General features: G+C 45.6%; 5 protein-coding genes. All 5 read right to left on the bottom strand.

Annotated features, from left to right (window positions below; all coding sequences use genetic code 11):
• Positions 1 to 5 precede the first annotated feature (5 nt).
• The 5 genes from AM279_RS16850 to AM279_RS16830 all read right to left on the bottom strand — a co-directional run bounded on the left by AM279_RS16850 (position 6) and on the right by AM279_RS16830 (position 14,323).
• Positions 6 to 1,715 carry a RagB/SusD family nutrient uptake outer membrane protein gene (locus AM279_RS16850; RefSeq protein ID WP_054410382.1) on the bottom strand — a complete coding sequence of 570 codons (1,710 nt, stop codon included), beginning with the start codon at positions 1,713 to 1,715 and terminating at the stop codon, positions 6 to 8.
• A gap of 10 nt (positions 1,716 to 1,725) precedes the next feature.
• Entirely contained in the window at positions 1,726 to 4,833 is a 3,108-nt protein-coding gene (locus tag AM279_RS16845; protein WP_054409190.1) for a SusC/RagA family TonB-linked outer membrane protein, read from the bottom strand.
• 317 nt (positions 4,834 to 5,150) lie between these two features.
• A complete protein-coding gene (locus tag AM279_RS16840) occupies positions 5,151 to 9,212 on the bottom strand; it encodes a hybrid sensor histidine kinase/response regulator transcription factor (protein ID WP_054409189.1) in 4,062 nt (1,353 codons plus the stop codon).
• Between the two features lie 96 nt (positions 9,213 to 9,308).
• On the bottom strand, positions 9,309 to 11,231 hold the full coding sequence (locus AM279_RS16835; protein ID WP_054409187.1) for a family 43 glycosylhydrolase: 1,923 nt from the start codon (positions 11,229 to 11,231) through the stop codon (positions 9,309 to 9,311).
• A 5-nt stretch (positions 11,232 to 11,236) separates the two neighbouring features.
• Positions 11,237 to 14,323 (bottom strand): glycoside hydrolase family 2 TIM barrel-domain containing protein, encoded by a 3,087-nt coding sequence (locus tag AM279_RS16830; protein ID WP_054409186.1) that lies wholly within the window; start codon positions 14,321 to 14,323, stop codon positions 11,237 to 11,239.
• Positions 14,324 to 14,480: the final 157 nt, after the last annotated feature.

Genomic DNA, 14,480 nt, shown 5'->3' with positions numbered 1-14,480 from the left:
CCTGATTAGTAATTAGGATTTTGCTGAAGCTGGTTGTTAGATGCCTGTATCTCTGTCCTTGGTATTGGCAGCCAGTAGTGTTTTTCCTGGAAGCTTTTACCGGCAAGGGCAGTTATAATAGTGTAAGTAAGGCTGCCATCGGCATTTTTAAGGATGTTAATACCCTCTGCTGCCTGGTTTTCAACATCATTTGCAATCATCCAGCGGCGCACATCATAAAAGCGGTGCTCTTCAAAAGCAAGCTCAATCCTGCGCTCATGACGAATGCGGTCGCGCATCTGGCTTTGCGATAATCCTGCCGGAAGGACAGGCATACCGGCACGCTCCCTTATGGCGTTAATTGCATCATATACGGTTTGGTCTGGGCCCGCTGCTTCGTTTTGCGCTTCGGCATAGTTTAGCAGTACTTCGCCATAGCGGAAGTAGATCCAGTTTTGTACACCGGCCACATCCCATGGGTTAATGATAGGCAGGTCTTCGCGCATAAACTTGCGCAGGTAGTAACCCGTCTTGCTGCTGTTCCAGTTATCAGGGCCCTGTGGGCTGTCAAGGCCACCCGGCATTTCGGTTGTGTTGTACGACCTGAAGGTTTGTACTTCCCTGTCGCGGTATGGTGCACCGTTATAAAGCACAGTGGCATAAAAACGCGGGTCGCGGCCTGTATAAGGCGCTGCTGCCTGCGCAGGGTTGTTCCAGCTGAACTCAGAACCATCGGCCATTTCATAATCGTCTACCAGGTTTTGAAGCGGCACGTTGCCACCCCATCCGCCATAGCCGTTAGGGCCGTGTGCAATTTCAAGCGCATAGTGCCTTGCACCAAGGTTGTAGAACCTTGCAAAAATATACTCTGAGTTACTGCCTTGTGTAATAAATGTTTCGGCATAATCAGGGTGCAGCTGGTATGTTCCCATATCCATTACGGCTTTTGCAGCAGCAGCAGCCTGTGCCCATTTCTGGGTGTCGTTACTGCCGCCGTTATATAGCGGACTTGCTGCATATAGCAATAGCCTTGCTTTTAGCGCCAGTGCAGCACCTTTAGTGGCACGGCCTTCGCCATAGCCGTTAATTGCACCTGTAGGCAATACGGCAGCGGCAGCATCAAGCTCGCTTACTACATATTCCATAGCTTCGGCAATAGGCCTGCGGTCAAAGAAAGACGGGTCTGTAAAATCTTCCCCCAGTTGCGGCACGCGGTCGCCCATAAGCACTACCTCTCCATAGTTACGGATAAGGTCATGGTAACGGAAAGCACGTATAAACCTCAGCTCTGCAATAAGGCGGTTGGTGCGGCTTTGGCTCATACCAACCTGCTCTATGTTTGCCAGTGCATAGTTTATTTCGCGGATGCTGCGGTAGCTGCGCGCCCAAAACGTTCCGGCTATACCCAGGTTTTCCGGCGAAAGGCCACCCTGCTGTATAATCCATGTATTATCATCATTGTTATAAATAGACTCATCGGTTAGCGATGCCCAAAGGCCGTACTCAAAACCACGGCCAAAGCCCGGCTGGTTAGAGTCGCCCTCTTTATTGGTAAGGCGTACCCCCATGTAACGGTTGGTTACATAAGCTTCAAACAAAATTGAATCTGAAAGTATAGCTGCATCCGAAACACGGTCAGTAGGTGTTATATCAAGATAATCATCGTTACAGCTTGTAAGCATCGAGCTGCCTGCAAGGGCCAATGCCATATAAGTTAGTATAACTGGTTTTTTCATTGCGTTTTTTTTAGAATTGAACATTAAAGCCAAGGTTGATAATCTTTTGCTGCGGATAGAACTGGGCGCTCTCATTGTTGCCCTCCGGATCATAATCTTTTACCTTGCTTATGGTAAACAGGTTAAAGGCACTGGCATATACCCTAAAGTTGCTTATGCCATACTCTTCAAGGAAGCTTGACGGAACCGTGTAGCCAACCTGTATGTTTTTAAGCCTTACAAAAGACGCATCGTTTAACCAGAAGTTGTTCCTGTACTGGCCACCGCTTATTGCAGACGATGAACGGTCGCTTACTTTCGGGTAGCTTGCATCCGGGTTAGAAGGTGTCCAGCGGTTATCTGCCCAGCTGCTGTAATAGTTACCTACCGTGCCTGATTCCGGCAATACATACTGGCTTACCTGCGCCTGGCCTGAAAGCACAACTGAAAGGTCGAAGTTTTTGTAGCTAACATCGGCCACAAGGCCAAAAGTCATTTGCGGTATGTTGCCATACTTGCTGCGCACCATGTCATCAGCCGTTATCTGGCCGTCGTTGTTATAGTCTTCATAAATAAGGTCGCCCACGGTTGCACCTGTTACATGCGGATAAGCGGCAAGGTCTGCCTCGCTACGGAAAATACCAATTGCGTTATACAGCAGGTAGGTATTCATAGGGTGGCCGGTCTGGCTTTGGTAATCAAGTAAGCCCGGTGCCTCATCAATAAATATAACTTTGTTTTTAGCATAGGTAAAGTTACCCGATACACCCCAGCTAAACTCTTCGCCCTGGTGGTCATAACCTAAAGTTACTTCATAACCATGGCTTTTTACCTTACCAATGTTTTCTGCCGGAACAAGCGGATCTGAACCATAAGGGTTAACAATACCGGTACTGCCCGGTACTGATGCATTTCTTGGCGCAAGGATGTCACTCCTGTTCTGCTGGAAATAAATACCTTCAAAAGTAAATCCTTTCAGGAATTTAGCGTTAATAGCAAGGTCTGTCTTTTTTGAAACCTCCCATGTAATGTTAGGGTTTGCAAGTTTTATAAGGTCTATACCCGATGTAACAGTGTTGCCTATTACATAACGGTTGTTAAACGAGTAGTTATCAAAATACTGGAAGTTACCAATGTTGTCATTACCCAGTTCACCATAAGAAGCGCGGAATTTAAGGTCGTCAAAAAAGCCTACGCTGTTTTTAAACCATTCTTCTTCTGAAATCCTGTAACCACCTGATACCGAAGTAAAGAAACCAAAACGGTTACCACTTGGGAAGTTAGAAGAGCCGTCTACCCTGGCCTGGAATTCTAACAGGTATTTTTGTGCATAGTCATACGCTATACGGCTTATGTAACTCTGCCTTGTAAAGTTTGAAGAGTAACCACCGTTTGTAGCATCGGTTGCAGCTGCACCACCCTGGCCAAGTTCCGGTGTTGTTGTGGTAGGGAAGTTTATCTTTCTTGCATTAAAAGTGTGGTATTTGTTCTCGCTTTGCTCATAGCCAATAAACGCATCAATGTTATGGGCACCAAACTTTTCTTTAAAGTTAAGCTTAATGTTAGATACTTCCAGAGACTGGCTGGTTTGCGACTCGTTAAGGTCGCCTTTTTGGTTAGCACCACCACCCACCACACGAGGGTCATAATTTTGTGTAGTTTGGTTGTAAGTATATACCGTGTAAGGTGTGCTAAAGCTTTTAGAACGTGCCTCACTGATATCGGCTGAAAAGAAACCGTCTACAGAGAAGCCTGCACCGATATCAAAACTACCCCTTAGGATTCCGTTAACCACATAAGCAGGGTTTTCGTTAGTACCGCCTATGCTGGTAGCAAGCAACGCAGGGTTACCGTTTTCAATACCGCTTGTAGGCAATCCGTTAGGATAAAATGCCGCAACGGTAGGATAAGCACGGTATATAGCCCTGAAAATGCCACCTGCACCGGTTACCGGAAACATCCTGTCTTCTTTACGGCCGTTAAGGCTTATACCTACTTTTAGCCTGCTGCCTATGTTAGCATCAAAGTTTGTCCTTACGTTATACTGGTCATAGCTGGCAGCGCTGTTTTTGTAAAGCCCTTCCTGAGATACTTTACCAAGCGAAAGGAAGTAATTTGTGTTTTCGCTACCGCCCTGAAGGCTCAGGTTGTGCTGAGACTGTAGCGAGTAATCGCGTAGTGTAGCCTTAGCCCAGTCGGTATTAGGGTGCATAATAGGGTCTGTACCATTGCGGAACAGTTCTATATCCTGTGCAGTATACGTGCCCGGGTTAATCTCGTTTGTAATTTCTGCATAAGTTGCAGCATCGGCCATATCAGGCAGCCTTGTAGGCGATGAAAAGCCCTGATCAAACGAGTAGTTTACCGTTAGCCTTTCGCCTTTTTTACCTTTCTTGGTGGTTACAAGTATAACACCGTTTGCAGCACGGCTACCATAAATAGCTGCCGAAGCATCTTTAAGCACGGTTATACTTTCAATTTCGCGGGGGTTAAGCCTGTTAAGGCCACCAATTTGCCCCGGAACACCGTCTACCACTATAAGCACGTCATTATTACCTGTAGTGGCAAGGCCCCTGATAGATATGCTCGAATCGTCATAACCCGGCTCACCGGCCCTGTTACTGGCTATTACACCACTTACGCGGCCCGCAAAGCCGTTAGACACGTTTACGGCAGGGCTTTTTACAATTGCCTTACCGTCAATTTCAGATATCGAACCTGTAACGGTTGCTTTCTTCTTGGTACCGTAGCCCACTACCACTACCTCTTCAAGGCTCTCGGCGTCTGCGGCAAGGGTAACATCTATGGTAGACTGGCTGCCCACCACAATTTCCTGTGTGGCAAAGCCAATACCTGTAAATACTAATACTGCATCAGGCCCGTCTACATTTATCTGGTATGAACCATCTATATCTGTAACGGCAACGGTATTAGTACCTTTTATCATTACGGTAATTCCCGGTACCGGCATGTTATCTTCTGCCGATTTTACAGTACCCATTACAATTGTTTGCACAGGTGTAACTGTACTTGTAGCTGTAACTAATGGTGCTGCAAATGCACCCCCGCCGCTAAACAAAAGGCTGGTGCACAATAGCAGCCGCCACCTGCCACCGTTTTTAGAAGTAATGTTTCTCATAAATTAAGGGTTAAGTTTTGCCTCATAAGAGGTTTGTTCGGTTTGGTTAATTAATACTAAAATCTTTTACACAAATGTTAAAGCCTGTTTGCTAAAAACGCTTTCTAAAACGTTATAGTAACCGGATTATGAATGCAAAATAACGGGGTAAAAAGCAAACTGAAGGGGGTTGAAGTTGAAAAATAAGGTGGGTAAATTTGTAAAACCGGCTAAATGTGTAATTTTTACACCTAAAAATTTTGAATATGATTATTTAGACATCCATTCAAATCACTAAGATTATATGTTAAAAAAAATCCTGCCGCAGCAGGATAATGTTATGCATCTTTTATCACGTTGAGTTCTTTATTGAAATTGTTCTTGTAGCGCTTAATGTATTCTGACGGTGTCATGCCAAAAAGCTTTACAAACTGCTCCCTGAAATAGCGCTGGTCTTCAAACCCCACCTGAGAGCTTATCTGTGCAATATTCTTGTTTTCGGTAAGCATAAGCAGTGCCGCCCTTCGCAATTTAACCGAACGTATAAAGGCATTAAGCGTTTGCCCTGATATTTGTTTTATCTTGTCATAAAGGCTGCGGTGGCTCATACCCATCTCAAGCGCAAAAAACTTAAGGCTGAAATCAGGGTTGCCAAAGTTAGCCTCTATAATTTCTATGCACTTATTTAAAAACTCTTTATACTCTGCCGGCACTTTGCTGCCGTTATCTTTAAGGGTAATATTATCAAGAAAGTAATTTTTAAGGTTGCTACGGCTTTTAAGCAGCCTCTCTACCTTAGCAATAAGTATATCGCTGTTAAAGGGTTTGGTTATAAAATCGTCTGCTCCTTCGCTAATACCCCTAAGCTGTATTTCCTGGTTAGAGGTAGCAGTAAGTAATATTACCGGCAGGTGGCCCAACTCTTTACTGGTTTTAATCTTTTTACAAAGCTCAAGCCCGTCCATACCATCCATAGAAATATCGCTGATGATAATATCCGGATTGTGCTTTTGGGCAAGGGCAAAACCATCTATACCATTATCTGCCGTGTATACAATGCTCGATGCTGCAAAAAGCCCATGCAGGTAATCGCGCATTTCGGCATTATCCTCCACAATCAATACCGATTTCTTTTCGGTAAGTATTTCTTTTTCAATAACTGCCTTGTCTTCTGCCGTTTCAGCGTCAAAGTTATCTTCGCCAATAAGCTCTTCAACAAGCTCTGACTTTTTAGGCGTAATGGCGTTTACCGGAAGGTGTGCAAAATGCGCATGCCCTTTCAGGAAGCTGAGTGTAAAGTTTGTGCCTTTACCTTTTTCGCTCTCGCAATCAATACTTGCCTGATGTTTCTCAACAAAATAACGGGTTATAAACAGGCCTACGCCAAAACCACTCTTACCCCCTATCTTGCTGCCTGCACGCCTGAATTTACTGAATATATGCGGCTGGTCTTCTTTTGAAATGCCAGAGCCGTTATCGCTTATGCTTATGGTAACATTAGTAGGTTCATCGCTCACTTTTAATACAATCCTGCCTTTTGGAGGTGTGTATTTAAATGCATTCGACGCAATATTAAACAGTGCTATTTCTATCTTCTCATAATCGCCGAAAATTTCAACCGGGCTTTCGGGCATATCTAAAACAAAATCAATACCCTGCTGTGCTGCCAGGTTTACAAAACATTCGTACACCTCTTTGCACAGGTGCTTAACGTCAATTGGGGTTACAGCAAGCTCGTCGGCATCGCTCTCTGCCTTGCGGAACAGCAACAGCTGGTCTACCAGGCTCAGCAGCCTGCGGGCATTGCGGTGCGCCACACCAAGTTCTTTGTTTAGCCCTTCGTCTTCGGTACGTATTTTTTTACTCGCCTGGCGTAACGGATTTATAATTAGCGACAGCGGCGTGCGGAACTCATGGGTTATGTAGGTAAACATTTCTACCTGGCGCTCGGCCATTTGCTTTTCCTGCCTGCGCTCAAGCTGTGCCAGCTCTACTTTGTGGGCCATTTCTATCTTGTAGCGGTTGTAGCGCACCCAGCCAATTATTATCCCAATAACCGAAAGCCCATACAGCACATAAGCCCACCAGGCACGGTACCACGGCGGCGAAACGGTTACGGTTGCCAGCGTTACCGGGGCATCCCACGTGCCATCGGCATTCAGGGTTTTAACCTTAAAGGTGTAATCGCCTTCGGCTATGTGGTTGTAGTTTGCCTTGCGCTGGTTATCGGTATACACCCAGTGGTCGTCCCATCCTTCAAGCATGTAGGCATATTTAATTTTATCGGGGTGCAGGTAATCCAGCGATACAAAATCAAACGACAGTGCTGTTTGCCCATACGGCAGCTTTAAATGACTTATGGTTTTATTTTGCGAATCAGCATCTACAAACGGGCTTGTACCATTCAACGGTCTGCTGTTAAGCCACATACCGCTAAGGCGCACATTTTCTATATGGCTTGAGTTTACTATGGCTTCCGGCCTGAAGATGTTAAACCCGTTAATACCGCCAAAAAGCATTTCGCCCGATGACAGTAACAAAGCCGCATTAAAGCTAAACTGGTTGCTTTGCAGCCCGTCTGACAATGAAAAATTCCTGAACGCTTTTTTCTTGTCAAACCTTGAAAGGCCGTTGTACGTGCTTATCCAGAGGTTGCCTTTCTTATCTTCAAGTATTCTAAGCACTGCATTTCCGGGGAGGCCGTCTACCGTGGTGTAACGCTTATACTTGCCGGTTTGGGTATCAAACTGCAATAACCCGCCCTCCTGTGTGCCCACCCAAAGCTGGCCACTGCTATCCTGTTTTACTGCCCTAACAGGGTAACCCAGCTCATATTTTTGGAATGTTTTCTTATTAATATCAATGCTGTAGAGCGCGCTGTAGTTGCCTCCCCAAAGTTTGCCGTCTTTTGTTTGTGTAAGGCTCTGCAGGTTACGGATGTCTTTATTAAAAACCTCGAAGGCCTGTTTATCTTCGTTAAAAAGATACAAAGTCCCCTCATTTGTGGCGCTAACCCATATATTATTATCCTTATCTTTAAAAACAAGCCATGTGTTTTTTTCAAGCTGTTTTGTGTAAGGATTATAGCAGTCATAATGCCTTATAGTGCCGGTTTTTACATCAAGGCGGTTAACATCGCCATACCAGGTAGATATCCATAAATCATTATCGTTACCGCGCGCTATACCGGTTATAAAATTGCCGGAAAGCCCACTGTTTTTATCGGTATACTCTTTAAACGTGTTGTTAACCCTGTCCCAGTATTTAAGCCCGGCCCCATCTGTACCTACCCAAACCCCATAATCATCTCCCTCGCAAAATGAAAGAATAAAATTTTCCGGCGATGGGGTTTCGGGGTCGCCATCGGGCTGTATGTGTGTAAAGCGTTGCGGGTCGTGCCCCAAAAGATTAATACCCGCCCTTAGTGTACCAAACCACAGGTTATCCTGCTGGTCTTCATAAATACATACAAATGAGTTGCTCTTGCTTAAAAACTTCTGTCCTGACTGTATATAGGGGGTTGCCTTGTTATTGCCTTTAGGCAGCGTGTACAGGCCGTGCCCATCGGTAGCCATCCAGATAACACCACGCTCATCGCGAAGGATGCTGAGCACCGTGTGCCTGCCCTCCATTTTATTATCGCTAAGGCTACGGTTTTTAAAATCAAGCTCATAAGCACCTGAACCTGTACCCAGCCACAATGTATTCTTTGTTTTATCGTACAGCAGGCTGTAAATGCGCTGGTCTAAAGGATAATGCAGCGTAAGGCTCATATTAGCCAGGTCTAACCTGCACACGCCGTGGTTGCGCACTGCCACCCAACATATATTTTGCTGCGGCATATACTCTACCGCAACGGCATCATAGTCATATATTTTAGCGCCGTTTAGTAATAACGGAACCTGTTTTGCAACAACTTCGGCACCTTTGTAATACAGAATACCTAAATCTTTGGTTGCCATAACCACACCGCCTTTAACGGTTTTTAGCTGGTGTACCTCATTACTAACCGTCAGTTTTTGGGAAGGTTTGTTATATGGTGTGTAAAATACCCTTTCAAAGGCATCGGTAGCACGATTAAGGCGGCAGGCACCCCTTGCACCACCATTCCACAGGTAGTTGTTGCTGTCTTCGGTAATTGCATAGACGGCATTAGATACCAAAGATGTGCTGTCGCCAATGGTATTGCGGTATACTTTAAAATTATAGCCGTCAAAACGGTTAAGGCCGTCATAAGTACCAAACCATAAAAAGCCCTCTTTATCCTGAAGGATACTTACCACAGAGCTGTTAGAAAGCCCGTTATTTATGTCAAAATGCTTTAACTGAAAATCCTGTGCAGCAGCCTTAAAAAATAAAGCCTGCACCAATACTAAAAATAAAAAGCCCCTAAGTTTCATAATAAAGCATTCTGCCTACAAACATAACATAAACTCAAAAATACCAGAGTATTTTTTCACACTATTTATTTACTCCCTGCTTTAAATACGAACTGTTTATTTTTTAACTACAGGCGCTATACCTTTTAGCGTGGACACTACGGTTATAATATTGCCGTTTTTATCAAATTGCAGCCTGTCTATACACACCTCACGATGGAAGCCGGCGGCATCGCCCATATCCTGCCCATTAGGGTATGGAAAGCGGTGGTACACAATATACCACTCGTCTTTTCCGGGTACCTGCACTACCGAATTATGGCCTGTAGCATAAATACCCAGCTCTTTGTTAGCCTGTATTACAATATTGTCTTTCGGGATGCTGATAGGCCCAAGTGGCGACTTAGCCGTGCCATACCTTACTTTGTAATTAGGGCTGCGGGTATCGTCTTCGCTCCATAAAAAGTAGTAGGTGCCGTTGCGGTAAATAATATACGTCCCCTCGCGGAAGGTATCGTCAACCGCAATAACTTTTGTAGTATTAGCCTTTAACGAAACCATATCTTCGTTCAGCTCGGCTACCGCCATATAGCCGTTGCCCCAGTACAGGTAGCTTTTGCCTGTTTTAGGGTCGGTAAACACATCGGGGTCAATTTCCTGGCCACCGTTTACGCCCTGCGGCCTTTCGGCAACAAGCGCTTTGCCGCTGTCTTTAAACGGCCCTGCCGGGTCATCGGCCACAGCCACGCCTATTTTTTGTGCCGCCGTAAAGTAGTAGAAATACTTGTACTTACCCTTTATTTTCTTCTCAACAATACACGGTGCCCAGGCATTGCGGTTGGCCCAGGTAACGTCTTTCTTCAGGTCGATAATGATGCCCTCATCCTTCCAGTCTACAAGGTTATCTGATGAAAACGTTTTGAAATAATAGCCGCTCCACCCGTCAAAACCATCGCTTGTTGGGTAAATGTAGTACTTGCCTGTTTTGTTGCTGTACAAAATTTCGGGGTCGGCATAAAAACCTTCAAGCGCGGGGTTGTTGTTCAGTTCCGGGTAGTTTGCCGGCCTTCCCCACTTGGCAAATAATGCTTTCAGCTCGCCTCGGGTAATGGGCAATACCGTACCGTGGCGCGGATGGAAGTCCATTGTAACCTCGTTGTCAATGGCCTTAAAATGCTCCAGGCAGGTACTCTTAGTAAACTGGTAGCGGCCTTTGGTGTATACATCATACATAAGGATATAGTCTTCGGTATGGTTCAGTTTAAACACGCCTGCGCCCTCTACTGCATCGGTGGTTTGCTGCAAATACTCCGGAAACTCCTTCCACTTACCCGAAGTTAAATCCTGTGTGGTGGCCACTTTTATACCGGGAGTTTCGGTTTCAGTCTTATAGAACAGGTGGTATAAACCATCTTTTTCAATGATATCGCCGTCTATACAGGCCTTTCCGTTTTTAGGGAAGAACAGTTGCTTAGGTGCGCTTTCAAGGGCTGTGAAGTCTTTATTGGCATAGGCGTAATAAATCTTATCGGGTTCGTTACCATGTTGCAGGCTAAAGTAAACCATGTACTTACCGGCCTTTGCGTCATAAATGGTCTGGGGAGCCCATACGCGTTTCAGGTTTTCGTTATTTGGGAAAGCCGTTTGTATGTTCACTACGCTGCTGGTCCAGTTTACCAGGTCGGTACTTTTAAGCAGCACCATGGCGCGGTTGCTGTCCCACCCTTTTGAGGAAGTCATATCGGTACACACCATGTAAAACGTTTTGCCGTCCTGCCCTCGCAAAATATGCGGGTCGCGCACGCCGCCGGTTGAGGCAATCTTCTTGCTGTCCAGCACCGGCTGGTTGTTATTAAGTGCATAGTAGTTGTACCCATTAGCACTAACACCATAATGCACGGTTTCATCTTTCACGTCGTTACCGGTAAAGTATACAAACAGGTAGGCGTTAAGGTCTTTTTCGGGCACGGCCTCCGGGGCTTGTTGCGCAAAGGCACATTGTGCCGCTACAAATGTGGCAGCATATTTAAAAATCTTCATGGATATTAGTTAAGGCTTAACGTATAAGTGTAGGTATAAACAGGAGCCGTAAGTCTGTAAGGCTCGTGTGGCAGTGCACCCCAACTGTTATCGCCACCCACGCCGCGCTGCGCCATGTCTATCATAAGGTACACCCTATCTTCAGGATGCACATCGTTTGTGTGGCGCTGGTTTTTCTTAAGGCCCGGGTCAAGGCTTTCGGTACTCACGTTAAGTGCACTGAAACTCAAAGGCTGTGCACCGCTAACAGTAAGTTTGCTACTACCGTTGCTTAGTTTTATCCAGCGGGCATCGGTCTTGTTACCATTTTCCTGCGGGCGGATGTACGTCCAGGTAAACTGGTTGGCTACCTTGTCTTTATAAATACCCATGAATGATGAGTGGTTACGGTCTGAATAGTTTTCCCACGGGCCACGGCCGTAGTATTCCAAATCTCCATAAGCGCCCGGCAGTGTTACACGCATACCAAAACGCGGCAGTTCAGGCAGTTCTTTGCCGGTTTTGTCTATAGAAGCCGTTATAGCAATATCGCCATTGTTTTGTATAAGGTACGTAACTGTATATGGCACATTGGCCTCTTTAAGCATGTATTTCACTTCAACCGGAAGCCCTGCATCGGTCTTTTTGCCCACATTTACGCTTTGTACGGTTGGGTTAAGGTGCGCGTTTTTCCAAACGGCCAGCTTTTCCTGGTCTTTGGCACCAAAATCATTATCGGTTGGGGCACGCCAAAAGTATGGCGTTGGGAAACCGGTAAGTGTTTCCTGCGTATCGCCTTTCTTTTTATAGCTTGTCAGTTCGCCTTTGGCAAGGTCAAAGCTTCCGGTAACGCCGTTAGCTTCAAACGTAAGGGTGTTGCCTTTTTTCTTGTAGTTTAGCTTTCCTTTTTCAGCTTCCGGAAGGTTGGCAAAATAGTTACCACCTACTTTAAACTCTTCACGCGCCTGCTCAAAACCGGCCGGTACCAGGTCGGTAGCCGTTTTGGTAAGGGCATATACACTTAGGTAATATTCGGCATCATCTGTAATATCAAGCGTTAACGGCACTTTGGTTTCCCTGCCGGGAACCGTGTTAGCGGTAAACTCGCCCTCGCGGTATTTCTCACCATTGCGGATAAGTACCCATTTGAATTTGAACGCATCAAGCCCGGTGTCATGGTACAGGTTCTTCACTGTAAGGGTATTATTATCAAACCCGAAAGCAATATCCTGGTACACTTTTTTAACCTCAAACAACCCCGGATGCGGAATCCTGTTGGCGTTAATCAACCCGTTTGCACAGAAGTTTTCATCGTTTTGCAGGTTTTCACCACCAAGGTCGCCGCCATAGGCCAGGTATTCTACCCCATTTTTATCGTGGGTGGTCATGCCCTGGTCTACCCAGTCCCAAATGCAGCCGCCCTGCATTTTGGGGCTTGTGGCCATAATATCATAATACTCCTGAAAGTTGCCATTACTATTGCCCATAGCATGGCTGTATTCGCACATAATAAACGGCCTTGTTTTGTTGCTGGCGGCATATTCTTTCATGTACTGAATGCTTGGGTACATGGGCGCTACAATATCAGTATTTACATCTTCGCCCGCCTGCTCAAACATAACAGGGCGTAGTGGCTGTACTTTTTTAAGCCAGTTGTAAGCATCGTGAAACACCTGCCCGTTGCCGCACTCATTACCCATACTCCATATAATGATGCTCGGGTGGTTTTTATTAATGGCTACCATGCGCTCTATGCGATCCATGTGTGCAGGCGCCCATTCAGGAAGGTAAGCCGGGTGCTTGCTTTTATCAAGGTCATGGTTGTATGACACGCCCATGCCGTGGGTTTCTATATTGGCCTCATCTACCACAAGGAAGCCGTATTTATCGCACAGGTCATAAAAATAAGGGTCGTGAGGGTAGTGGCACATCCTTATGGTGTTGATGTTGTTTTGCTTCATCAGGGCAAGGTCTTTCATCATCAGCTCGCGGTTGGGTACATGGCCGTTTATAGGGTCGTGCTCGTGTATGTTAACCCCGCTAACCATAACGGGCTTGCCGTTTACCATAAGTTGCGCATCTTTAATCTCTACACGCCTGAAGCCTGTATAGCCTGATATGAAATCCGTTTCGTTCTTTTCGCCTTTCCAGGAAATGGTATAACGGTACAGGTTGGGCATTTCAGGGCTCCATTTTTGTACTGAAGTAAACGTAGTGGCAAACTCCAGTTTTTCATCTTTAGGATTGATGGTTTTAGTTTCAGTATATACCTGTTTTCCTGACGGGTCGAACAAGGTAAACGTAAGTGGTGTGGTGCCTTTTACACTCAAATTGTTATAACGGATAAGGTCTACCTTGGCATTAAAAAGCCCGGTAGCATAATTATCGGCAAGGTTAGATGTAATTTCATAATCCCATACGGCAAGGCCGGGCAGTGCCTGTAACCAAACATCGCGCTCTATGCCGCTAAGGCGCCAAAAGTCCTGGTCTTCCATATAGCTGCCGTCGTGCCAGCGGGTTACCTGAACTGCAAGCAGGTTGTTGCCCTTTTGCAGGAATTTTGTAACATCAAACTCAGCGGCGGTTTTGCTGGCCTTTGTCATACCCACTTCTTTCCCGTTAAGAAAAATGCGGGCATAACCGGTTATCGACCCAAAGTGCAGTATTACCTCCCTGCCCTGCCAGTTATTGGGCACGGTAAAGGTTTTGCGGTAGCTGCCCACTGGGTTGTAATCGCCATCTATAAATGGCGGGTTTTTAGGGTGCGGATAGGTTATATTGGTATAAATAGGAATATCAAAGCCCTGCATTTCCCAGTTTGAGGGCACGGGAATGTCTTTCCACTGTGTATCGTTAATGTTAGCCGAGTAAAAATCATGCGGCCTTTGAGACGGGTGTTTTACAATGTTGAATTTCCATTGGCCGTTTAGGCTCTTGTAATATTGCGATGCCTCCGGTTTTTGTGCAGTAGCAGCCTCGACTGAATTGTAGATTATAAACTCTGCATGGCCGTCAAGCTTATTGCGGTCAAGAATGGTTGGGTTTTCCCATTCGTTTTGCTGTGCAAACATTCCGTGCACGGCAAGCAGTGTAAAACAGATTTTTTTTAGCATAATAATTGATTATAGAGGCCTCTTAAACGTTGTAGTGAAATGAGCCAATTGCAAATTAACATATTTTTAGCCGTATTTAAGGGGGGACATTTTTGAAATATTAGAGGGGTATTTGTGTTTTACCATCTAATAACAATGCCTTAAAATGAGGAATAAC

It is taken from the genome of Flavobacterium akiainvivens (genome assembly GCF_001278115.1).
Taxonomy (GTDB): Bacteria; Bacteroidota; Bacteroidia; order Flavobacteriales; family Flavobacteriaceae; genus Flavobacterium; species Flavobacterium akiainvivens.
This window is presented reverse-complemented; position numbering and strand designations above follow the sequence as displayed.